Raw genomic sequence first — 24248 nt, 5'->3', positions numbered from 1 at the left:
CCTTCTTAGTTATCTTTCCAATACGCTTCAAAATCGTGGTGTGTTACACGACTACTTTCAGGCGGTAACTTCATATAATCACCGTATAGATTTTGTAAGTACAATTTATAATTGCCCATAGCCCAGAATTCATCATCCTCAAATGGTACTTTTACAGCATCTTCAAAGCCTTCTTTAGGCAACATTTCACGAGCTGCACCGTAGTGGCAATCTACAATGGTGCCTACATAAGTAGCACCTTCGTAATCTGTTTGTTGTGCATTACGATTGATTATTTTGATTAAAGAATAGGTATTCAATGGTCGCAGTACGGTAACTGCAATATATTTCAAATAGGTTCTAATTAAACCTTTAATCTTAGCGAATTTACTAAAGGAGTCCGCATACTTATAGCTCTTTGTATATGTCCATGCAGAGCCATGATACAAGAAATTCAAAAACTCTTGGCTTTTAAATAAGATAGTACGTTTAATCTTATTCGTTGTAATACCATCCACAGGGAATATATCTATAAATACGCCATTATCAGGCTTATCAAGATAAATAGCAGGTTCCTCTAAATGTGTAGCTGTATCAAATACCTTCGCAAAAGTACGCCAATATGTCTCGTCATTTTCAATGGCCTTCACCACATAACGAGGATTGGTGCCATTATATAGTTCTAGAAATCGCAGATAATCTGGTCTAGGCATCATGATATCAATATCATCATCCCAAGGGATAAAACCTTTATGGCGAACAGCGCCTAATAAGGTTCCTCCACAAAGATAATATTTAATATTATGGTCATCACAAAACTTAGCTACATCTTTAAGCATCGTGAGCGCCAAGGCCTTCATATCTTCATCAGATATCTTTCTCATATTATCTCCCAAACAATTTACGTTTTAAGAATAAGCCACCTTTTTTCAACCAGTTTTGTGGCTCCATAAAGGATACGTTTTGTTCTTTATAGTCGATGTTATTAGCTTCAATCCATACGTCGAGCAAGATTTCGCTTACAAAACCATAGATACGCGCTTCGTATGTATCGTAATTGGAAATATCGACGCGATGTTCAATCTCTTCCAAGATGGAGAACATCCACTGGCAGTATTGATCAAATAGGTCGCGACGCATAACAAACATGTTGAACATGTGCGCCCATGTGCGGTTGCAAACCTTTGTGAAAGCAGCGCTATATTCTGGATATTTTTCAGCGATGATTTGCTCTGCCGCATCAAGGCCATCGCTGTGATGGGCATGATTATAGTGAGAACGGTTAGATTCAATATAATATTTACGCTTATCTGCTACCACAACAGGATACTCTGAAAGTAGTTTTTCCCATTCTGGGCCTGTAAGAATTTGATTCTTTTTGTCCTCTACGGAACGCACCTCTTTGCGTGTAAAATATCGTCTGTAATGAACAAGACCGATATAGTCCGCATCAAGGTTTTTCCAAGCCCAATAAAGGCCTGTTAACTCACAATAATTCGCATTTTTTGAGGAGATATTATCTCCTGTATGATCGCCGGTATAACCAATATCAGCTTTGCCTTCTCGACCTACATGGATTGGCATGTACACGGAGTCCTCTGGCATCCAATATTGCTTATGTGTAGCTACTAAAATCTTAATATTCACTAGTACTCTCCTACATGAGTGTTGTCTCTCAAGTCTATCTACTTACCATATGAAAACTTGGTTAGGCTAACTCTTTTTCTACTAATGCCAAAGCGCTAGCAATAACCTTATCCATATCGTAATATTTATATTCCCCTAAACGACCACCAAAGATAACATTGGAAATCGTTTCAGCCTTTTTAACATATTTTGCGTAAAGATCTAAATTCTTTACATCATTCACTGGATAATAGGCCTCTTCGCCAATTTTCCAGTCCTTTGGATATTCCTTAGTTACATATGTAACAGGTTGTGTACCAAATTCAAAGTGTTTATGCTCAATGATGCGAGTATACAGAATGTCGCCTTCCGTATAGTTCACAACGGCCACACCTTGATGATTTTCTTCTTCAAGACGTTCTGTTTCAAAGTGAAGACCCCGATATTCTAGTACACCTTCAGAGTAATCAAAATACTCATCAATAGGACCTGTATAGATGATTGTATCTGCCAAGGCTTCATATTCATCACGATGTTTAAGGAAGTCTACACCTAAACGGACTTCAATGCCCTCTAACATGCGCTCAATCATCTTCGTATAACCGCCCATAGGAATGCCTTGGAAACGGTCATTAAAATAATTGTTATCGTATGTATAACGGACAGGTAAACGTTTAATAATGAAAGCTGGCAATTCTGTACATTTACGGCCCCATTGTTTTTCCGTATAGCCTTTGATGAGCTTTTCGTAAATATCTGTACCTACGAGACTAATAGCTTGCTCTTCTAGGTTCTTAGGTTCACTTGTAATAGCAGATCGTTGTTTGGTAATGATGTCCTGTGCCTCTTTAGGAGTTCGAATATTCCACATTTTGGAGAAGGTATTCATATTAAAAGGCAAATTATACATTTCACCTTTATAGTTCGCTACAGGGCTATTTACATAATGATTGAACTCAGCAAATTGATTCACATAATCCCACACATGCTTCAAAGACGTATGGAAAATATGGGCTCCATACACATGAATATTAATATCGTCTTTGCTTTCACAGTACAAATTACCTGCTATATGATTACGGCGATCGATAACAAGTACAGATTTACCACGCTTGTGTGCCTCATGAGCAAAAACAGCACCGAATGGGCCTGCCCCAACTACTAAATAATCAAATTGTTTTTTCATATCTATATCCTTATTTTTTCATACCAAGACATAGCAATCGTGAATAATGATTTTTTCTTAAAATATAACCTATCAAGATAGATAGAATTGTAGATGCTAAGAAGCAAACAATAAAAGCTTCATAATACCATCCTAGTTTAGACCAAAGTACAATTCTAAATGGAATTTTAACAATATCACTAAAGATATAAATATCCATGGAGACTGTACCTAAAAAGACCAAAAGTGTTTTATATAAGCCAATTCTAGATGAAATTTGATTAGCTATATAATATGTAATAGTAATCCCCGATACTGCTGTTATAAGGGTAAGTATTTTAAACACATTAATATCATGTAGTAATGCATAATTACCTACACTGAAAATCACCATAGATGTAAAAGCTATTCCTGTAGATTTCATATAATCCAATAGTCCATATTTTTTTATGTATAATCCTAAGATATAGAAGAATTGGAAGTACAATATCTTAGATACCATAGCTACAGAAAAGATATTCAATACATCAGATAGCATTCCAATGATAAAAGATACAATAAGTAAACCTAAATGTACACGTTTAACCAATAAGGCAATAATGATTGAAATAAAGAACAAACAATATAAGAACCATAATTCTCCATCAGGATTAATACCTATTAATATTTTCCATATATCTTGTGGATTTATTTGCTGATTTGCAAACTTTGATAAAGCTAATTTGAAGGGAAAATACAATAAACCAACAGTGAAATAAGGAACCATTAACCGTATACTTTTATCTTTTATAAATTTATGATATCCCTCTTTCAAAGGTATATGCATAAAATAGCCTGCTACAAAGAAAAAGACAGGCATATGGAAGCTATAAATTATAGTGCGCATCAAATATAAAGGATAACTAGCAATGCCACTAGCACTTGCTTGGTCTGGAACAGAATGTCCCAAAACAACAAGTAAAATTGCAATTCCCTTCATAATATCAAAACTACTATCCCTCATAATATCAACTAATAGGCCCCTTTCGATTTAACGACAGCCAACACAGTTTTCAAAAGATATACAATATCAATCCACACGGACCAGTTATGAACATACCAAGAGTCCATTAATACACGCTCTTCATAGGTAGTATCGCTACGACCGCTAACTTGCCATACACCAGTAATTCCTGGTGGTACAAGGTAAAAGTCGTTGATATAGTCGCCGTATTTTACGATTTCATCACGCACGATAGGACGAGGACCTACGAGGCTCATATCACCAACGAGAACATTCCACAATTGTGGCAATTCATCAAGGCTTGTTTTGCGAAGGAATTTACCAATACGAGTAACACGAGGATCATCTTTTAATTTGAAATCTCGTTCCCATTCCTCACGGGCTGCAGGGTTTTCTTTCAAATATACCTCTAATGCCTCTTGTGCATTCGGCACCATGGAGCGGAATTTATAGCATGGGAATTCTTTCCCACCTTGGCCAACGCGCTTGTGACCAAATACAACTGGTCCTGGAGAATCTAGATAAATCAATAGAGCTACAATGGCTAGAATAGGCAAAATTAAGATGCCTCCACATACGGTAGCTACAATATCAAAGATGCGCTTCATAATACGATTAGACTTGCGAGCCAAGTTATTTTGTACACGCAATACAACGGCTTGCTCTTCCATCATGCCACGAGCCGTAATATTGCTTGTAGGTAAGCCAAATAACTCAGGCACAAAGGCTACTCGTTTTACCAATAATTGTAATCGATTGATCAAAGATACTAACTTTTTAGGTTCTAACCCTGGTGCACATATAAGGACTGTTTGTACACCTGTATCTTTAATAACTCTTTCAACATCAGAAAAAACTCCAAGACATGGATATTCTTTAGCAATAGTAGAGGATTTAGGATTATCATCTACATAACCAATAATCTTGTACGTAGCAATCGGCATACGATCTAACGATTTCTTAACGAGCTCTGCTGTTTTACCTGCACCAACTAAGAGAACTGGTATCGTTAAGTATCCTACCTTAGAAAGAATCTTGCCTACAATAAAACGACCGCTAAAGATAAAGAGTAGCATAAATATATAAGCAAAGGCTACAAATAGACGGGATACATCATTAATTACATGTCCTGTGTACATGAGCACAATAGATACAACTACACCAATAGTAATACTACGGAATAAATTTTTCATTGTATCCCAATATGGTGCTACGATTGAATACGCATTATTAAGTAACAATATAGATAAAAAGACAATGGGTACAATACCATATACGTAAATTTCATCGACTTTGAAGTGTTCACTTACTGGTAAGATTTGTAAATTTACTCGTAGATAATAAGCTGCTAATGTCCCCAAAACAATCGCAATATAATCTGCTATAAGTACTATAATCTTACTAATGAGTAACTTATTGTTATTATTACATTCAGAACGATTCATACTAATACCCCAATTTTAAAAAAAGAGGTTGTTTTCTCAATTACTTTTAAAGAAAACAACCTCTCTATCATACGAATACAATGTACCAATAATTACTTATATTGTATCATATTCAAATGTCTAAAACTATGAAAAAACATAGATTTTAACTATCTTTTATGTAGTTTTATATATTTTCAATCTTAGTTAAACGAGGAATAAATTTCTCATAAAAACTAATTAAACACACCTTTAAATCTCAATAGAATACTCATATAATTCTCAATTATCTCTCAATTGAATCATAATCCCCATAACAATCCAAAATATGCGAATTCCAGATGAATTTCCCCACGTATAGTCAACAGACCCAAATAGGAATAAGTAACTTATAAAACCTACAAGAATTAATAAATCATAAGTGTTTCTCGTTCTAATATAATTTTTCAGAGATTTACAGATTACAAAAATAGAGAATCCCAAAAAACCAATGAGACCTAATATGCCAGATTCAGAAGCTATTTGTAGCATATTATTATGGGAATGGCCTAAGTTTTGCGTTTCCTCTTTTAATTGATATTGTTCTACATATTTTTTGCCCCATAAGCCAGGACCAACACCTATAATTGGATTATCCAAAATCATTTGCTTATCGGATTCCCATACATAAATACGGCCTAAATTTGATCCATCAGTAGTTATATTAAAAGTACTTTCTAAACGCTCCATATAAGATTGATTACTAGTAAACACATAGCCTATACCTATAACAGCTACAAGCAATACCAATATATAGCGAATATTAATAAAGCAATAGCGCAATGTTATGAGTATACCGCTAAGACCATTAAATAACCAAGAACCACGGCTTTGATTTCCCCACATCCCCAATAACATACCAAATAAAGAGAATACAGCTGATTTTCTTACATATGAAGGAAATGCTTTATCATAAGCAGCAATTAAAGCCAATGGAAAGGCCAATGTTAACAACATGGCTAGCCCCATCATAGAGCCATTGATGACACCACCTGCACGACCTCCTGGACCTAAATTATAGCCCAATAGATACTGTGCGAAAGCAGATAAAGCATCGATACCCATATATACAAAGAATACTGATAATATGGCGTATAATTTGTGGGAACTTTTAATAAATAACAGAATTGGTACGATAACTAATACCTTCCAAACCCAAATATTAAAGAAATATTTAGTAGTCACCGCTATATCATTGCTGATTAATGCTGACGGTAATACGCATAGTAACATGCCTACATAGGCCCATCCATATTGGCGTATGGACTGTGGTACAGAGATTTCATGTCGTCTATACCAACAAGTTACTAAGGTCATCAAAATAATGAGACTATACATCAAGTTGCCAAAAGCCATAGACGATCGTGTCGTACAAATCATAACTGAAATCAATATGGTCAGTATCAATTCAGAATATTTAATAATCCAAGATTTCATACTTTCAACCTTACCTCAACATAATATTATTGTAGTATTTAGCTATTCTCAATCGTATTAATTCAAGAATAGCACATACTCCAAATATTAATGTTGTTACCCCTAACATATGTAAAAGAAAGAATGATGATTCAAGATACTTGTCAGCACACACTACAGTATTCCAAAGCCAATCGCTAATTATAGGATTATTATGAATCAAATACACAGCAAATGTAGTCGATGCCAAGATATTAATCCACCTATTATATTTACATGTTAAGTTCTTGAAAAACGTAAATATACCGATAGCAGCAAGTAATCCTACAATAGAATTTCCCTTATGGGCTAGATACATAATATCTACTTGTGCAGATATATGATAGTCATTCCATATAATAGATCCTATGATAAGAAAAAAACTAGCAATACCAACATATATAGATATCTTATCTAATTTAAAATTACCGTATTTTTGAATATATGCACCAATCATATACATAGTGGCGAATGTAAAATACGATGTTAAATATCCACCACCACTTATAAAGGTACTAATTAAAGTAGGTATTGTATAAAACAATGTTGTTAACCCTACTATAATGAGACCTAGTTGTATTTGATTAACCTTAACAATCAATTTATTAAATAATGGTATTGATATATAAAGCAATAAATAAGACCGAGCAAACCAGTTTAATGGTGTTAGTGGAAACAAAGACTTATAAATATAATCTGTTTTTACCGATATGCCTAAACATAAGGCAAAAATTAAAACAGCAATCCCCCAAAAATATGTACAAGATAATAATTTTAAAACTTTGTTCCACCTGAAGTTTTGATTAACAAGAAAGTACCCTGTAATAATAACAAAGATATCAACTGCTACCTTACTCCACGCACCTAAAAACTGCATTCCTATCCAGTTAAAAGATATAGTATCTACCGTTGAATACTCACTTAATACGTAATAGTGCCCCAATAATACCCAAAACATACTAATCACTCTTAACAACTCAATATTAGATTGACGTTGTGTGACAATATCCCCTTTATTCATATTTTCCCCTATATGTCCCCTACTTTAGATATGGTTTTAAATTTTCTTGTACTTCCTCTTGATATTGATCTAACAAATCGTATCGCTTTCGGTATTGACTTCGCTTCTGTGATTTAATTTCCTCAATTGGTTTACGGTATTCTTCTAATGGAATTTTGAAGAACCGCTTATCACTGCATACAACACCACCAGACTCCTCCCATAATGGATTTAACTCAGCAACTTTAGCACGATGACCGCGAACTAAATGTGTATTAGCATAAAAACCTTCATCAGATACAGCATAGATAGATTCTACCTTACAAATAACTGCTATATGACGCAAGAGGAACATTATAAAGTTTTTTGGTCGATACCCAAACATTTTCTTAGTAACTGTTTTAGCATTATCAAGGCCATCTTTATAACCTTGAACAGTACCTATCCACATGGCAGGCTCCCCATTAAAGCCTTTCCCAAAGCGGAAGTTAGCGTGATATACACCTTGATTTTCCAAAGTTAATAATAATGTTAGTAGACCTTCTTTACGCTGCCCTGCACCATAATATAATTGAGCTTTCATATCGAGCTCTTCCGATTGCCATACAACAATACCCCGTTTAATGCGACTAACATCATCTAATAAATTGTCTTTATCGATGGAATACATAGACTGAATAGCTTCATCAGTAAATATATTTTGTATGTAATCAAAGTGATTAATAATGCCATCTAGTCGTTCTGTAGCTGTAGAATCTTTATAGAAAAATATACGCGTCATCAATTCATATAAACCAATTTGACGATGTAATAGCTCTGGATCTGACTTATAATTAGCAAAATAGTTTTCTAAGCGATTCATTTGCTGACGACGCACCATAGAGCGAACTGTATGTAATACGACGCGACGAGTTTCTCTCCAACTACGCTTACCATATATCTTTCGACCTTTCGCCCATTGATTTTGTATATACTGTAACACCTTATCACCTCAAATTACGAACTATCTTATCTATAGAATCAACCATCTTAGAAATAGTGAAAGTAGACTCCACACGTGTATACCCCTGTTCAATTATTGATGTTCGAACCGCATCATTATTCATAAGGCCTTGAATAGCCCTAACAATAGATTCACTATTAATCGTTTCTATAAGAACACCAGATATACCATTCTCAATAATTTCTGCTTGCGCCCCCGATGTACTTGTTATAACGGGAACCTTACAATACATAGACTCACATAATACGAGACCAAAGGCCTCCTGCACCTTAGATGGTGCTACTAAACAATGGATAGAACGATACCATTTATTCATATCCTTTTGAAAGCCCACATACTGCACATATTCTGCCATCTGATGCTGATTGATATACTGATTCATTCGTTCAATATCTGAGGGCTTACCATCACCACATATAACTAAACGAATATCATCCATGTTGGTATGAATCACTCTAATAGCATCTAATAATTCAAAAATACCTTTATTTTCAATGATTCGCCCCGCATAACCAACGATAAATGGCTTATTAGAAATACCGCTATTACTATCAGAAAGTACCGGAAAACGATGTGTATTAATGCCATTATAAATAAGATGATACTTACTAGCTATGCTTGGAATAATTTGAGCATCATACACCTTTTTAGACACGCATATAAAAGCATCAACTTGAGACTGTATCCAACGATGATACAGATCAGTTTTCGCTTTCACCACATTGTGTTTATAGAATACAAGTTTAGCACCCGTTAAACGCTTTAATGCAATACATAATAAAATATATTTTCCAGAGTGACATTGAATAACGGTAATGCCCTGTTCTTTTATTTTTCTAGCAATAGATAAAATCGATGTAAATCCTTTACAGGAATAAAGATTCCCTGTTAAAACATCTGCTACTTGCTCAAATCGTTCTTGTAATTCATGATTAGAATTATCAAGCAAAACAAAAGAGGGTATATGTCGTCTATGTAGTTCGTCGCACATATCATATACATATTGCTCTCCGCCGCCCCAAACTTTGGCGCCTACTACATTCAGTATCGACATAGATACCCTCCTTTAAATATATACTGTAATTAACTATATATATTTAATCATATATGCAGTTATTTTTCATCTATTTTTTAGAAAACAATGTCTTTTCGTGGTTAATGAACCACATGGTCAACATTGTCCAATCTCGCGCATCATCTCCATGATTATTAATAGGGCGAATTGGCTCAACCGGTTTATAGGACGGTATGTTACTTTCACCATAATTCATACGAACATCGCCCATCATATGAGGCGTAATCCATTGATATGGTGTAACTAATGTATCTGGCTGTTCATCAAACAAGGACGGTACGATGGAATAATATTCGAAACCCTTTGGTGCAATGGATTCAATAATGGTAGGCATGAGGCTCATATGCGTGCCAATTGGCGCCGTAATCATATCCTTGGTAAAAGCAGGGTGTTGTAACAGCCCTACCGTACAGAATGTATCGCGCAAAGTATAGTCTCGTTGAATTAAGGATGTATTATTCAAAGAGCCAAATAGATTAGAGTGGTCACCAGTGACAACGAATAAACTATCAGGAAATACCTCTTTCATAGCATTAACAAAGTTAAAAATCGCCTTATCACTATAGCGATAGGTAGCCAATTCCTTATTTCGTTTCTTGTTGGATTTTAAATCATCTCCAAGGTTTGGCATCACCTGTTCAGGATCATAATCTAATAAGGAATCCTCCATTTTATAAGGACCATGATTGGATGTAGTATAAATAAAATGGAATGTAGGATATTCTAAAGATTTGATTTTCTTTTCAATATGTTCTAAAAATACATGGTCATAAACGCCTACCCAAGTCTTAGGTGCATCGGGGCCACAAAAAACAGAAGCACTTTCTACGCGGTCAAAACCTTGAGCCTTACCAAAGTGATTAAAGTTACCATACGATGCATTGCCACCATACCAATAAATCGTATCATAACCTAAACGCTTCATTTGAAATGCCAAAGAAGTCGGCAATGGTTCATGCCAAAATGCTTCCCGTTCATTGATTTCCATACCCGCATCATAGACACCAGATAACAAACTCACAATAGATGGACGAGATACATTACCGGCAGGCAAGAAATTAGGTACTTGTGTCGTATGTGGATTATCTTTAAAATCCCATAAACCAGGACATATATTAAGTTCCTTATAAGGTTTATCAAGAGACCATTGTGGGATACTTTCACCAACAATAAAGAATATATGTTGTGGTTTATCAATACGAGGACCTGAGGCAACGCGCTTGAATGCATGAAGCGGTGTATTCAAATCCTGCCAAGAATCTTTATATTCCTTAGGAACAATACGGTGAATCGCGTCCTCAATGTCCTCAGCAGATGCGGTATATTCATCACGAAGGGGATGTTTTAGCACCGTTTCTAAGGCACATAGATCTGGCACTGTAGCACGAGCAAAGAATATATCCTCTTTTACCACTGTAGGAATCGTATCCCATTCTGGTTTATCATCATGAGATAAGGTTCCACCATAGCGGAACCAATAAAACCCCAAAACAGAGGCAGCCACAAGACCTATATTCCAAGCTACAGTAGGCCAAGTTCCTTCAATAGTTGGATAAGGTATAGATGGCAAGGATAAGAAGAAATCTCCCATGTACCAAGATATAAACGTAATAGGAATCAATCCTAAAATGACGAGAATTCCTCGATCTTGATTAAAGAATACATCAATCAAATTACGTTTCTCTGCATGATTTCCATAATGAACCATATAGTTATACGTATCATGGAAATGCTTATAAAAAATCATTTTCCCTGCAAAAGCTGCGTAAAGTATACAGGAATAAATGGTTAATCCCACTAACCGTACAGTATCTTCTATTTGATGATACCCATCAAATAATAATGCAGGGAGCGTCACCAATACTAAGGGTAGTAAGAATACATAAGCATCAAAATCCATGCCCCACCAAAAGCCGTAACGCAATGAACCTAATACAGATTTCCAGCGTCCCTTCCATGTAGGGTAAGGATTATACACAATCATGAATATGATTCGAAAGATGGTGCTCAATATAGGAGCCCAAAGCATTAGTTTTATATTTTGTTGTAGGGATAGAAAAAATTGTTCACTCATTCATACTTCCATATCTACGTCAAGAACAATAATTCCCCATAGTAATCTACTATACTAAATTACTGATTATAATTGCCCATTAGATTTGTTTAAATAATATAATTTTACATATTTCGTCATGGTGTACATCATATGGTAGATAGATAATAGAAAACCTATTTTTCCATCTAATATGCCACCTTGCAAAATATATATCTTAAAAAATGCCCATGTTGGACGCAATATAATATCCCCTAAAAAACTACAAGATTTCCCTTGTTCCTTGTACTTGTTGGCCGCTGCTGTAGTGTATTTATTGAACTTTTCAAAGAACTGATGCCAGTTATCATAAGTGTAATGATACAATTTACCTTCTAATGTAGCTTGAGGATAAGGACTAATAAAAGTCTCATGGACTGCCCCCTCCACTGTAGCCCCTTCACGAGGCATTAATCTCAAAACCTTATCAGGTCTTACTACGCCATGCGTAGCTGGATTGTGATGGAATAAATTATATCTTCGTAGCCAATAGGCCTTTGGCTCTCCTTTAATAGATTCTTGAATTGATTTTGCTAATTGAGGAGATACACGCTCATCCGAATCTATAAATAGAATCCATTCACAATGTGCTTGAGATATACCAAATCTCCGTTGTTGTGACCAATCTCCATTCAGAGGATGTGGTATAACTTTAGCCCCCAAGTTAGTAGCAAGAGGTACCGTTTGATCTGTACTTCCATCATCAATAACTAATATTTCATCAGCAAATTGAATACTTTTAATACAATCTACAATATGTTTTTCTTCGTTGCGAGCTAAGATAATAGCCGTAATTGTACTCATAAATTCCCTTCAAATTATTAGATATTTCTTTATATGGCTATAAACTTTTAATAGATGATACCATGTTTTCAATAGTAAAAGTAGATTCTACACGATGATAACCCTTTTTTCTAATTTTTTCGTATTCTGCTGGATTATCCATTAAATATACAATAGCATTAGCAATAGTCGTATCTGTTACGGTATCTAACAATAAACCATCTTCACCATGGGTGATAATTTCCTCTTGAGCACCAGATGTACTTGTAATAACAGGTGTATTACAGTACATAGCTTCACAAATAACGAGACCAAATGCCTCCTGGATCTTTGATGGAACCACTAAACAGTCAATGAATCGATAGAACTGATTTACATCTTTTTTAAAGCCCAAATTCTTTACATAGGTTTTCATATGGTTAGATTTGATATATTCATCAATTTGGCTCAACGTATTCTCCGATACACCACCACACATATGCAATTCTACATTTTTACCTTGTTCATGAAGAATTTTAATAGCACCTAATAATTCCATTATACCTTTATCAATAGAAATTCTACCTGCATAACCAACTATAAAAATACCATTCTGAGACTGTTCTACTTCAACTTTTGGGAACCTATGTGTATTAATGCCATTATACACAAGATGATACTTTTCTTGCTTTTCCTTCACTACTTGTGCATCATACACACATTTAGATACACAAACAAAGCTATCTACTTGATTTTGAATCCATCTATGATATATATCAGTTTTAGCAGGAAGCACATTATGTTTAAAGAATAAAACCTTAACTCCTGTTAATTTTTTCAATAATAGCGCAAATAATATAAATTTACCTGTATGACATAAAATAGTATCTATATTATTTTCATGTATATATTTTGCCACTGTATTAGCATACAAATATCTGCTATTTTTACTTAATTTAATAGTTAAAACAGTAGCTACTTCGCCATATCTATTAATAAAATTTGGATTTCCCATATCAGTTAATACAAAAGGGGCGACACCTTGTCGTTGTAGCTCTTCACTCATATCATATACATATTGCTCCATCCCACCCCACACGGAACTATCCATAATATTGAGAAAGCCTTTATTTTCAGTCATTCTAAAACCCTTTATATCTATACTTTTGAGCTAAATTAAAACCAATTCTATATTTTGATTTATGTAAAAAATAAGAGATTTTATTATATATGTTTATACATTTTCTAATTATATAGTCCCAATGATTGCCTTGTTTTAATACTATCTCATGATATATCTGATAATTACCATAACGGATAATAATAGATTTATTTTTAATAAGTGTAGGTAATATTTCTATCATTAATTTATAATCTATATTTTTACCATCTATAGAAAATTTAAAATCTTTATTATCCATAACAGAATCACAATACACGCTGATAGATGGCAATCTTTCACCAGAATACACAATCCAATCATAAGCAAATTGCTCATTACATACTATATGGCAATAAGTTGGAAACTGATTATTAGGAGGATAGATTTCTATTTCACTAATACCAGCCATTACACCTTTTGGCTTCATAACGGTAAAAGAAATCCAATCTATCGTGATAGGTTGCTCAAATACATATTTTTTTATATATGGGAATGCTTCAAAGTGAGGATAATAGTATGGAGGTATATTAATTTCTAACCCTGTACTCGTTTTAATAGTAGTACCTTGCAAAGCATGTCCTATATCATTTGAAAACCATACATTTTCAAACCAGTTAATGTATTTAATTTCTGTGGGCTCATCAAAACGAATAGTAACCGTCGATTCCTGATCTGTATCATCTGGAATCCATGTATAATCCTCTGGATTTGCAATTTTTTTAGTCACATCATATGAATCATAGCGCAAAAAATCATTAATTTTACTAATATTCCCCGATGTAGCCGTTACCGTTGCATGTAACACTAAATTATCTGTCCTACGCTGCCAAAATATTTGATCCCCATTAATTAATTTAGGACCATGTTTATATGACGACTGTGACATATGCGCACCTAATGCTCTAAACATAGGATTTCCAACCAATGATAAAGAACGACAATCAGGAGGTACAGGAATCCTAATCCTATCCTCCCATAACAACATTGGATTATTTGTGCTAAGAAAATCAGCAACTATCCAAGCTCTATTTTGAACAGTAGATTGTAAATGCATAGCATAATAATCATTGATAGATTCAAAATCAGTATCATAGGCAAAGGATTTTAGTACCTTTGGTGTATAATTACTATTTTCTTTGACAACTTTACAAATTGATTCTTCTACAGCGATAGATGTTAATTGATGATCAACATGTACATCCTCATCAATAGCAATAATAGTACTTGGTTTAAATCGTTCTATAATATCTTTTATAGCCAAAACCAAATTATTGTAAGTATATGATAAAGGTCCTCCCATATACTGTGTAGGATAATCAATAATACCATAGGAACCATGAGTTTCACTAAAACCAGCATGATTTACGAAAACCCTATCTCTAGTAGCTAATAATTCTTTACCACTATTATCGGGAAACCCCAAAAAATGAATATTTTCCATTGGTAAACTCATTATACTAGCCATTCTTTTGACCTCTTTATAACGAATATCTGCCTTATATTGAAAATCTCCATTTGTAACATACACTAAAAAGACATGTAAGCCCTCTTTAATAGCCCCATATATGGTCGCTCCAGCCACATTAATTTCATCATCTTCATGAGGGACTATAACCATAACGGTATCGCCATTAAAAAAATCTCTATACTTAAAACTAGAACTAGACATTTTAATTAACCCTTTTGCTATTTCTAATACTTTTTACACTTAGGTCCCTTACATCGCTTGCATTTACCACATCCGCGGTCGATAGTCCCAGCACTGGCTGATTTTTCAGCATTAGTACTCTCCTGAGCCTTTTTATGGGCCTTACTATTCCATACGGAAACTATCGTTTCTGCTTTTTTTCGGATCTATCCTTTTCAGACTTTTTATCCTTTTTCTTATCTTTCTTCTTATCTTTTTTCTTGAAAGTATCCGCCAAAAATACTGTTTTTAACTTATCATTCAAGACTTTAAGCTTCTTTTCAGCCTTATCTTTCTTTTTCTTTAACTTTTCTTCGTCCTTAGCCTGTTTTTCTTCCTTGGACTTTTTCTGTTTTTTCTCTTTTTTATCTTCCTTGGACTTTTTATCCTCTTTAGACTTTTTATCTTCTTTAAATTTCTTATCTTCTTTAGATTTCTTATCTTCTTTAGATTTTTTTTCGTCCTTGGATTTCTTTACGTCAGAGCCGTTAATCCGCGCCCATTCATCATCAACGCGTTTCAATTGCTTTTTAAGAATCTTTTCTAGCTTCTTATTTGCTTTATCAGACTCTAAACCAGCTTTACCAAATAACAATGCATTTACCGCTGTATATGGATCAATAGAGGACATATCCTCTTCATCCAATACATCTTCTTCCTCTAATTTCTTATCTTTTTTAGATTTTTTATCTTTGTTCTTAGATGATAAAATTGCTTCTAAATCATCATTATCAAAAGGATTTTCCTCGTCTAAATGATGAACTTCTAAGCTTTCAACGCCGTCTAGTGGATTTACATCAAGGTGCTCAATAGTCGCATCCTCAAGATCAACGATTTCCTTAACGGAGCTTTCACCAGAGCCTGTGAAAAGGCCACCCATAGAGTTCAATTCGTTCAATTTAATGTGGTTCATGCCCACTGTGGAATCATGTTGCACTGGCACATCGGATAATTGCACCTGTTCCATAGCGTACACGTCGTCGTTATGACTAGCACCCTTGCCAAGATACGACGTATCGGACAGAATGATATCTTCCTTATCGTCGCCAAGTACATCACCAAACAAATCTTGCTCAAGAGATTCGTAGGTATGCAACAAGGACATCCGTTTTTGAACCTCTTCTATTTGGTTCCACAAATCAACGAGAGTAGATGTATAGTATACTCGTTCCTTTACCTCTAAATAGGCTTGGTAAACGATAGCCAGTTCAGACTCATTAAGGCCTTCTTCGGCGCCGATTTCTTCAATCATTTGTTGAATTTGTTGATCTCGGTCGTAACGTTTAATTAAGGCCTTGCGAATGCGTTCAATCAATACTGTATCGATGAGTTCCATGCGTACCTCCTGTATTCAATACACTCATCCCTACCCGCTACTATAGCGCATACGAATCAATGTATAGAACTGTAAAAAATGAATTGATTTTATAATCTCTAATATATTATTATAGCAGAATTTATAGGCTTTTTCCTTAATAATATAGGTGAAAGCCCCATAAAATTAGAATAAAAATTAAAATAAAAACCTCGATTCAAACAATCCTTGGTACTGTAAATTAGTACTATTAAAGGGTCATTCAAATCGAGGTTTACTAAAGAATCATTAAATCTAGGTGTAGTTATTTAAAATAGATTAACCGAATAGACGAGAATTCGCTCCTTTACATCCTTATCTTCAAAAAGATCGCTGCAATCGATAGGTTCTTCTTGTTCGAGTCGCACATGGTTATTTAAGAAGTTTTCTACCTCTTCGTTAACATAGTAGAAAAATAATTTGATTTCACGCGGATGATGATACAGAGAATCAAAGATATTTCCTAATACACGCTTAATCGTATGGAGCGCAAAGGGATTAAAGAAAAAGCATCGATCTGCTTGAGCTGGCAATTCATAGAGCGCCGCATCACCGTGTACAAAACTCACCCGATTGCGCGCTGCTAGGCTTTCACTATTGATAAGAGCCTTTTCATATAATCGTTCATCATATTCGATACCGATGGAATGACAGCCCGTTTGGTAAGCCATAAAAATGCTAACACGACCCTTGCCACTGCCATAATCGATGAGAGTATGTTTCTTGCGAATATGACCGCTGTTCGCCAACCGCTCTAGAACGCAATAATCGGTCGGCTCGTACGGATGATGCTCCGTATCAGACCGACTATCATCGCGGCCTGCTGTTTTTATTTGTAAAACCTGTTCCCATTCCTGTTCACTTGTCATATGTCTATTTTCTACCTTATATCAATCGTAATATATTAAGTAATATTAAGTAATATCTAGTTATATCAACTATTGTATATGCATATAATACTATTTACAAATAATACTAAATTGTGTAATATAATTATAGATAAAGGAAATAAATATTTTGCTAGCATTTTAATGCATGCAAAACAAAAGAGGAGGGTGGCAGCCCTCCTCTTTTTGTGCTAGTTACCGGCCTAATATCTATCTAGCCACTTGCAAATATAATATCCAATTATACTTGCTACGATAGATACTGTGAAGGAAATAAATATTTCGAGCATTTTAATACACCCCCTTCCTGTTACCAGTTTGGGGCGGTAACACCTATAGTATATACCAAAAGCACCCTTTTGGGTGCTTTTATTGTGTCAAACATTTATTGATGTTAATATGGTATACTAAAGAGTAATATTTCAATATTCTCATGTGCAGAATGATATGTCATTAAAAAGGAGTGTCTACTTACATGGACAGTGATCTGACCTTAGATTTTATAATTATCGTCGTATTAATCATCGCCAATGGCTTATTCTCCATGACGGAATTAGCCATCGTCAATGCTAAAAAACGTAAACTCGAAGAAATGGCAGAGGCAGGCAACGAGCGTGCTAAAAAGGCCTTTGAATTAGCAGAAAATCCTAATAATATGTTTTCTACTATTCAAATTGGTATTACCCTCGTTGGTATTTTAACTGGTTTGTATTCTGGTGCGACCTTCTCTGGTCCATTAGAAGAGATTTTAGTAGCTAATATTCCAAGTATTGAGCCCTATGCAGCATCTATTAGCTCCTTACTCATCGTTACGGTTATCACCTATTTATCCCTCGTTATTGGCGAGCTCGTACCGAAACGTTTGGCCTTAAATAGTCCTGAAAATATCGCCGTAGTCGTAGCAAAACCGATTTATTGGTTGTCTGTAGCCTTAAAGCCAATCGTTAGCTTCCTCGGCGTTTCCACAGAATTCCTCTTAAAATTACTAGGCGTGACTGTGAAAGAAGAGGCTCCTGTTACAGAGTCTGAAATCAACAAGATGCTCACCGAAGGCGTTGCTATGGGTGCTTACGAAGAAGAGGAACCCATTCTCGTAGAAAATATCTTCCACCTTGCAGATATGAACGCTGGCGACGTGATGACGCCGCGTACACAGCTCAAATGGATCGACCTAAACGGCACTGAGGACGAAATCATGGATGTCCTTAAAAATGCCAACCATTATCGCATTCCTGTTGGCACCGATTCCTTGGACGAACTCAATGGTCTCGTTACCGTATCTGACGTATTAGTTCAAATTATGCAACGTCCTAGTGAAAGTTCCATTCAAGATATTATCAAGTCTTGTCTCAAGGAACCTGTCCTCGTTCCAGAATCCATTCCACTCATGAAGTTATTGAACGTACTTCGTACTGAAGGCGTTCACGAGTCCATTATCCTCGATGAGTACGGCGGTTTCACTGGTCTCGTAACCTTGCATGACATCATGGAGGAAATCGTAGGCCTCATGCCTTCTGGTGAAGACGAAATCAAAGAAGAAGAAAATAAAATCATCGAACGCGATGGTGCATGGCTCGTAGACGGTCTACTCGACGTAGATGAATTTAAAGAATTCTTCCACATCGATGAAGAATTACCAGGCGAAGAAGATGACTTGTACAAAACTATGGGCGGTCTTTTGAATCTGCTCTTCGGTCGCATTCCAAAAGAACTAGACAAGGCAAAATGGAATGGCTATACCTTTGAAGTCATCGATATGGACAATACCCGTATCGACAAAATCCTTGTTACCTATGAAGAACCTATTGTAGAACAAGAAGAAGAAAAATAATAAGATCTACTAGCTTACTATTATTAACGATTAAACCTTAATAATTAAGGGTATTTAAAGATAATTAAGCCTTAATAATTTAGGGTAATAAGATAACAAACAGTATATAAAAGCTTATAAACATGTGTAAAAGAGTGAGTTCTCTAAAGAGGACTCACTTTTTTATTACTAACAACCTAACAACCTAACAACCTAACAACCTATGATTTTAAAATAAAAAGGCATATGTTCAAAATATACTAATAAATATGTCAAATAAGTATATAATTCTTTTATATTCCGCATAAAGGGTAGAATTATATATTTAAATATAGTATTATTAAATTGTATAAAATATATAAGTAGAATAGTATTTCTATTTCCTTATCTTGTGTATGTATTTAGAAATATGCTAACAATAAAAGTCCTATGATGTTTAGTTGTAACGAATATGTTGCAGCTTTCATAGGGCTTATGTGTGGTAGTAAAAGGAGAGATTCTATGAATCCAAGAGTCATAGCAACCATAGGGGCCCTATTAATAGGAACTGCCGTCATAAGTGGTTGTGGATCAGAAAAGTCACCTGAGGATACAAGCCTCAAGGTGCGCACCATCACCATCGGTGAAGAATCAGGCACTACCAGTGCTGGTTATGCAGGCACCATCCACAATAAGACGGAAACTAAACTAGCCTTTCAAATTGGAGGCCGCGTTATCAACAAATTTGTTAATGTTGGTGATGTAGTAGAAGCAGGACAAGTGATTGCTCAAATCAACGGTTCTGATACGGTAGCACAAATGCAAAATGCAGAAGGCGCCGTAAAAGCAGCTCAATCGGCTTACGAATTAGCAGAAACCAATGCTAACAGATACCGCGAACTCTATGCACAACAAGCAATTAGTAAATTGCAACTAGACCAAGCGGAAAACCAATTGAATGCGACAGCTGCTCAACTACAACAGGCTCAAGCAAGCCTCAATTTGAGTAGCAATCAAAATAGCTATACCAACTTAACGGCTCCAGATACAGGCATTATAACGGCTCTCAATCTTGAATCAGGCCAAGTGGTCGCAGCAGGTCAAAGCATTGGTACCTTAGCGGCTGGTCACGATCCAGAAGCAGTTATCGCTTTACCGGAACAAGAATTGAGTAAAATTCACGTAGGTAGCCCTGCTACTATTACCTTCTGGGCGTTGCCAGATGTAAAGGTGCAAGGCGTTGTACGTGAGATTTCACCAATTCCGGATCCTGTGGCGAGAACGTATACCGTAAAAATCGCCTTACAAAATGCACCTAGTGAAGTACAACTAGGTATGACTGTTAACGTAAATCTAACTACAACAGATACTAGCAATATCACCATTCCGTTGACGGCTCTTGTGAAAGACTCGAACGGCAATAATGCAGTCTATATCATCCGCGACAAAAAGGCTCATCTCGTATCTATTAAAACAGGCGATTTTGGTCAAAACTCAGTTATCGTCACATCTGGCTTAGCTAAAGGCGACATTGTCATCACCGCAGGTACCCAACAGTTACAAGAAGGGACGGCGGTTAGTCAATGAAACAATTTAACTTAGCCGAATGGGCTCTCAAACACAAGTCCATTATCTACTACTTCATGGCTGTGCTCCTCACCTTTGGTATCTTCTCGTACTCCCAAATGGGCCGTATGGAGGACCCGGACTTTACGATGCGCACCATGGTGGTCGGCGTTGCTTGGCCAGGGGCTTCCCCGCAAGAAATGTCGGACCAGGTAACGGACAAACTAGAAGAAAAATTGCGCGATCTACCTGGCGTGGATTATACGAAATCTTTCACAGACGGCAGCAAATCGGTAATTTATATTAATCTGAAAGAAGATTTGCCATCTGATAAAATTCGTCCCGCTTGGGAAGAAGCGCGGAATATGATCAACGACGAATGGAAATCACTGCCGCAAGGCGTTCAAGGTCCTACCATCAACGATCGATTCGACGATGTATACGGCATCATTTACGCTATCAGTGGTGATGAATATTCGTACGAAGAAAAGCGGCAACAAGCAGAAGACCTAAAGCGTCAGCTTTTATCAGTTCCTAATGTTAAGAAAATCAGCCTCATTGGGGTACAACAACAAACCCTTAATGTAACGATCAACAAGGATAAGCTAGCATCTTATCAAGTCAGCACGCAACAGCTATTAACGGCTATCAAACAGCAAAGTATGATGGTTCCAGCTGGTATGATTACGACAGATACAAACAATGTATATCTCCGCGTTAATGGCCTATTTGATAGCCCTCAAGCGGTACAAGATATGCCAATCCGCATCAATAATCAAACGTTGCGACTCGGCGACATGGCTGATGTAACTATGACCTATCAAGATCCTAGCAATCCTCAATTCTACTTTGAAGGTAAGCCAGCTATTGGCATTGCCATCTCTATGGATGCAGGGGGCAATAATATCGAATTCGGTGAAGCTATCGATAAAAAACTGGCGGAATTAAAGAAAACCATTCCTGCAGGCCTCGAACTCAGTCAAGTATCGAATCAGCCTCACATTGTTAAAGAATCCATTGGCGATTTTTCTCAATCCTTATTTGAAGCCATCGCCATCGTATTGCTCGTAAGCTTTGCATCCCTTGGCTTGCGAACAGGTGTCGTAGTAGCCCTCACCATTCCAGTCGTTGTGTCTACGACATTCATCTTGATGTATGAAAACGGTATTTACTTACACAAGGTTAGCCTAGGTGCCCTCATCTTAGCACTAGGCCTACTCGTAGACGACGCCATCATCGTTGTAGAAATGATGAGCGTTAAACTCGAAGAAGGTTGGGGACACTTTAAAGCGGCCACCTTTGCTTACCAATCGACGGCGTTCCCTATGCTATCTGGTACTCTTATTACCTGTGCAGGCTTCTTGCCATTAGCACTAGCAGAAGGGATGGTAGCAGAATTTACAAAATCTCTATCCATCGTTGTATTTATGGCGCTCATCCTATCATGGTTTGCTTCTGTTCTCGTCAGCCCTGTTCTCGGTTATAAAATCATCGAAAACAAAGAACCAAAACCTGAATCAGAATGGACTAAACGAGACCATATCATGCACAAGCTAAGCGTGACCTTCTATGAAAAGTTTGAAAAGCTTTTACATTGGGCACTAGGTCACCACAAAGCAGTATTACTAGCTACTTTAATCATATTCGTACTCTCTCTACTTTCACTACCATTGATTAAACAGGAATTCTTCCCGTCATCAACGCGTAATGAAATTATCGTGTCCATGCAGTTCCCTCAAAGCTCATCCATTGAGTACACCGCTAACCAAGCAAAGATCATCGATGAACATTTGCAAGGGGACGAACGCATTGCAACGTTCTCATCCAATATTGGACAAGGTTCTCCTCGTTTCGTACTCACCTTGGAACCTGAATTGCAACGAAACAATTTCTTACAATATATAATCGTTACAAAATCCTTAGAGGACCGAGATAACCTATATAATGAATTAACGTCTTACTTAAATACAGAATTCCCATCAGCTCTTGTAAATGCTCAGTTTGTACAAATCGGGCCTCCATCTAAGTATCCTGTTATGCTCCGCGTAGCAGGTCCTGATCAAAAGGTGGTAAAAGACATTGCAAACCAAGTAAAAAGCAAAATGCAAGGTGACAAGGATTTACAGAATATAGCCTTTGACTGGCCAGATACAGAACCAGTAGCTAACATTCACATCGATCCTAACAAGGCTCGCCTACTCGGCATCGATAGCTATGCGGTATCCTTACACTTGCAAAGTTTATTGTCTGGCACTAAATCTGGGGAATACTATGAAGGTAATCAAACAATTCCTGTTACATTCCGTTTAGGAGATAATGAGCAACATAACTTAAGTGCTCTATCCTCCTTACCGATTCAAACAGGCAATGGTTCCTACGTACCACTTAACCAAATTGCAACCATTACCATGACGCAAGAGGATGGTATTATTTGGCACCGTAACATGATGCCTACCATCAGTGTGTATGCTAATGTAAAACCTGGCGTCTTAGGCAATGCGAAAACGAAAGAGGTTTATAAATCCTTACAAGACATTCGCGATTCCTTGCCTACAGGCTATACCATTGAGCTAGACGGTGCTGCTGAAAAGAGCGTAACAGCAGTACAAAGATTATTAAAACCAATGCCGATTATGCTCTTTGTAATCATGACAATCCTCATGTTCCAATTGAAGCGTATCGCCCTCATGATAATGGCTTTACTCACAGCCCCACTAGGCCTCATCGGTGTCGTATTAGCACTGAATATTACGAGAACGCCATTAGGCTTTATGGCCATACTAGGTATCATCGCCCTATCGGGTATGATCATTCGTAACTCCATTATCTTGTTAGACCAAATCGAAATCCACAAGGCAGAAGGCCAAAAACCTCGTGAAGCGATTATCAACTCCGCTACACTTCGTTTCCGCCCTATCATGCTCACCGCTCTCGCAGCGATTTTAGGCATGATTCCTCTCATGGGATCTGTATTCTGGAGCCCACTAGCCATCGCCTTCAGCGGTGGCCTACTAGTGGCAACGGTGCTAACACTTATCGTACTACCAGTCATGTACGCTAGCTGGTACAAGATTAAATAATTACAAATATACCTACATTTGTAAAATCTAATATGTACTAGGAACTTCATTTCCTTAACAAAAATCCCCTGATCTTTGTAAAAGCTATATAGCTTATACA

General features: G+C 36.4%; 18 protein-coding genes. 3 read left to right on the top strand and 15 right to left on the bottom strand.

The window, feature by feature from the left end; all coding sequences use genetic code 11:
- Positions 1-5: 5 nt before the first annotated feature.
- From VEHSUH06_RS09255 to VEHSUH06_RS09185, 15 genes are all read right to left on the bottom strand, one after another.
- Complete coding sequence (locus tag VEHSUH06_RS09255) at positions 6-863, bottom strand: phosphorylcholine transferase LicD (protein WP_105098652.1); 858 nt, start codon at positions 861-863, stop codon at positions 6-8.
- Position 864: 1 nt separating this feature from the next.
- Entirely contained in the window at positions 865-1626 is a 762-nt protein-coding gene (locus VEHSUH06_RS09250) for a DUF4422 domain-containing protein (protein WP_105098651.1), read from the bottom strand.
- 61 nt (positions 1627-1687) lie between these two features.
- The gene (gene glf, locus VEHSUH06_RS09245) at positions 1688-2791 is read right to left on the bottom strand and encodes a UDP-galactopyranose mutase (RefSeq protein WP_105098650.1); all 1104 of its coding nucleotides are present in this window, start codon (positions 2789-2791) and stop codon (positions 1688-1690) included.
- A 10-nt stretch (positions 2792-2801) separates the two neighbouring features.
- On the bottom strand, positions 2802-3773 hold the full coding sequence (locus tag VEHSUH06_RS09240; protein ID WP_105098649.1) for an acyltransferase family protein: 972 nt from the start codon (positions 3771-3773) through the stop codon (positions 2802-2804).
- An 8-nt stretch (positions 3774-3781) separates the two neighbouring features.
- Positions 3782-5218 carry an undecaprenyl-phosphate galactose phosphotransferase WbaP gene (wbaP, locus tag VEHSUH06_RS09235; RefSeq protein ID WP_105098648.1) on the bottom strand — a complete coding sequence of 479 codons (1437 nt, stop codon included), beginning with the start codon at positions 5216-5218 and terminating at the stop codon, positions 3782-3784.
- 261 nt (positions 5219-5479) lie between these two features.
- Positions 5480-6673 (bottom strand): O-antigen ligase, encoded by a 1194-nt coding sequence (locus VEHSUH06_RS09230; RefSeq protein WP_105098647.1) that lies wholly within the window; start codon positions 6671-6673, stop codon positions 5480-5482.
- Between the two features lie 10 nt (positions 6674-6683).
- Positions 6684-7712 (bottom strand): acyltransferase, encoded by a 1029-nt coding sequence (locus VEHSUH06_RS09225; protein WP_105098646.1) that lies wholly within the window; start codon positions 7710-7712, stop codon positions 6684-6686.
- Positions 7713-7731: 19 nt separating this feature from the next.
- Positions 7732-8673, bottom strand: a complete 942-nt coding sequence (locus VEHSUH06_RS09220) for a DUF535 family protein (RefSeq protein ID WP_105098645.1) — start codon at positions 8671-8673, stop codon at positions 7732-7734.
- Positions 8674-8677: 4 nt separating this feature from the next.
- Positions 8678-9748 carry a glycosyltransferase family 4 protein gene (locus tag VEHSUH06_RS09215; protein WP_105098644.1) on the bottom strand — a complete coding sequence of 357 codons (1071 nt, stop codon included), beginning with the start codon at positions 9746-9748 and terminating at the stop codon, positions 8678-8680.
- Between the two features lie 70 nt (positions 9749-9818).
- A complete protein-coding gene (locus tag VEHSUH06_RS09210; RefSeq protein WP_105098643.1) occupies positions 9819-11843 on the bottom strand; it encodes an LTA synthase family protein in 2025 nt (674 codons plus the stop codon).
- A gap of 66 nt (positions 11844-11909) precedes the next feature.
- Positions 11910-12665, bottom strand: a complete 756-nt coding sequence (locus tag VEHSUH06_RS09205; RefSeq protein ID WP_105098642.1) for a glycosyltransferase family 2 protein — start codon at positions 12663-12665, stop codon at positions 11910-11912.
- 37 nt (positions 12666-12702) lie between these two features.
- Positions 12703-13764 (bottom strand): glycosyltransferase family 4 protein, encoded by a 1062-nt coding sequence (locus tag VEHSUH06_RS09200; RefSeq protein WP_105098641.1) that lies wholly within the window; start codon positions 13762-13764, stop codon positions 12703-12705.
- Between the two features lies 1 nt (position 13765).
- The gene (locus VEHSUH06_RS09195) at positions 13766-15454 is read right to left on the bottom strand and encodes a PIG-L deacetylase family protein (protein ID WP_105098640.1); all 1689 of its coding nucleotides are present in this window, start codon (positions 15452-15454) and stop codon (positions 13766-13768) included.
- 160 nt (positions 15455-15614) lie between these two features.
- Positions 15615-16808 (bottom strand): transcriptional regulator, encoded by a 1194-nt coding sequence (locus VEHSUH06_RS09190; RefSeq protein ID WP_105098639.1) that lies wholly within the window; start codon positions 16806-16808, stop codon positions 15615-15617.
- Between the two features lie 287 nt (positions 16809-17095).
- A complete protein-coding gene (locus tag VEHSUH06_RS09185; RefSeq protein ID WP_105098638.1) occupies positions 17096-17695 on the bottom strand; it encodes a class I SAM-dependent methyltransferase in 600 nt (199 codons plus the stop codon).
- Positions 17696-18188: 493 nt separating this feature from the next.
- Between VEHSUH06_RS09185 and VEHSUH06_RS09180 the strand changes: the two genes are divergently transcribed.
- The 3 genes from VEHSUH06_RS09180 (at position 18189) to VEHSUH06_RS09170 (ending at position 24148) form a co-directional block, all read left to right on the top strand.
- Positions 18189-19544, top strand: a complete 1356-nt coding sequence (locus VEHSUH06_RS09180) for a hemolysin family protein (protein ID WP_105098637.1) — start codon at positions 18189-18191, stop codon at positions 19542-19544.
- 480 nt (positions 19545-20024) lie between these two features.
- Entirely contained in the window at positions 20025-21089 is a 1065-nt protein-coding gene (locus VEHSUH06_RS09175) for an efflux RND transporter periplasmic adaptor subunit (protein WP_105098636.1), read from the top strand.
- Positions 21086-24148 carry an efflux RND transporter permease subunit gene (locus tag VEHSUH06_RS09170; protein ID WP_105098635.1) on the top strand — a complete coding sequence of 1021 codons (3063 nt, stop codon included), beginning with the start codon at positions 21086-21088 and terminating at the stop codon, positions 24146-24148. Before VEHSUH06_RS09175 ends, VEHSUH06_RS09170 begins: the two co-directional genes overlap by 4 nt.
- Positions 24149-24248 lie beyond the last annotated feature (100 nt).

Source organism: Veillonella sp. S13053-19 (assembly GCF_002959835.1).
GTDB classification, from domain to species: domain Bacteria; phylum Bacillota; class Negativicutes; order Veillonellales; family Veillonellaceae; genus Veillonella; species Veillonella rogosae.
The sequence above is the reverse complement of the archived record's forward strand: the minus strand, read 5'-3'. Positions and strand labels throughout refer to the sequence as shown.

Coding starts and splice junctions, on each gene's coding strand:
- wbaP (WP_105098648.1), bottom strand. CDS start 5,218: ATGAATCGTTCTGAATGTAATAATAACAATAAGTTACTCATTAGTAAG.
- VEHSUH06_RS09200 (WP_105098641.1), bottom strand. CDS start 13,764: ATGACTGAAAATAAAGGCTTTCTCAATATTATGGATAGTTCCGTGTGG.
- VEHSUH06_RS09225 (WP_105098646.1), bottom strand. CDS start 7,712: ATGAATAAAGGGGATATTGTCACACAACGTCAATCTAATATTGAGTTG.
- VEHSUH06_RS09185 (WP_105098638.1), bottom strand. CDS start 17,695: ATGACAAGTGAACAGGAATGGGAACAGGTTTTACAAATAAAAACAGCA.
- VEHSUH06_RS09215 (WP_105098644.1), bottom strand. CDS start 9,748: ATGTCGATACTGAATGTAGTAGGCGCCAAAGTTTGGGGCGGCGGAGAG.
- glf (WP_105098650.1), bottom strand. CDS start 2,791: ATGAAAAAACAATTTGATTATTTAGTAGTTGGGGCAGGCCCATTCGGT.
- VEHSUH06_RS09230 (WP_105098647.1), bottom strand. CDS start 6,673: ATGAAATCTTGGATTATTAAATATTCTGAATTGATACTGACCATATTG.
- VEHSUH06_RS09255 (WP_105098652.1), bottom strand. CDS start 863: ATGAGAAAGATATCTGATGAAGATATGAAGGCCTTGGCGCTCACGATG.
- VEHSUH06_RS09175 (WP_105098636.1), top strand. CDS start 20,025: ATGAATCCAAGAGTCATAGCAACCATAGGGGCCCTATTAATAGGAACT.
- VEHSUH06_RS09180 (WP_105098637.1), top strand. CDS start 18,189: ATGGACAGTGATCTGACCTTAGATTTTATAATTATCGTCGTATTAATC.
- VEHSUH06_RS09170 (WP_105098635.1), top strand. CDS start 21,086: ATGAAACAATTTAACTTAGCCGAATGGGCTCTCAAACACAAGTCCATT.
- VEHSUH06_RS09190 (WP_105098639.1), bottom strand. CDS start 16,808: ATGGAACTCATCGATACAGTATTGATTGAACGCATTCGCAAGGCCTTA.
- VEHSUH06_RS09240 (WP_105098649.1), bottom strand. CDS start 3,773: ATGAGGGATAGTAGTTTTGATATTATGAAGGGAATTGCAATTTTACTT.
- VEHSUH06_RS09210 (WP_105098643.1), bottom strand. CDS start 11,843: ATGAGTGAACAATTTTTTCTATCCCTACAACAAAATATAAAACTAATG.
- VEHSUH06_RS09205 (WP_105098642.1), bottom strand. CDS start 12,665: ATGAGTACAATTACGGCTATTATCTTAGCTCGCAACGAAGAAAAACAT.
- VEHSUH06_RS09195 (WP_105098640.1), bottom strand. CDS start 15,454: ATGTCTAGTTCTAGTTTTAAGTATAGAGATTTTTTTAATGGCGATACC.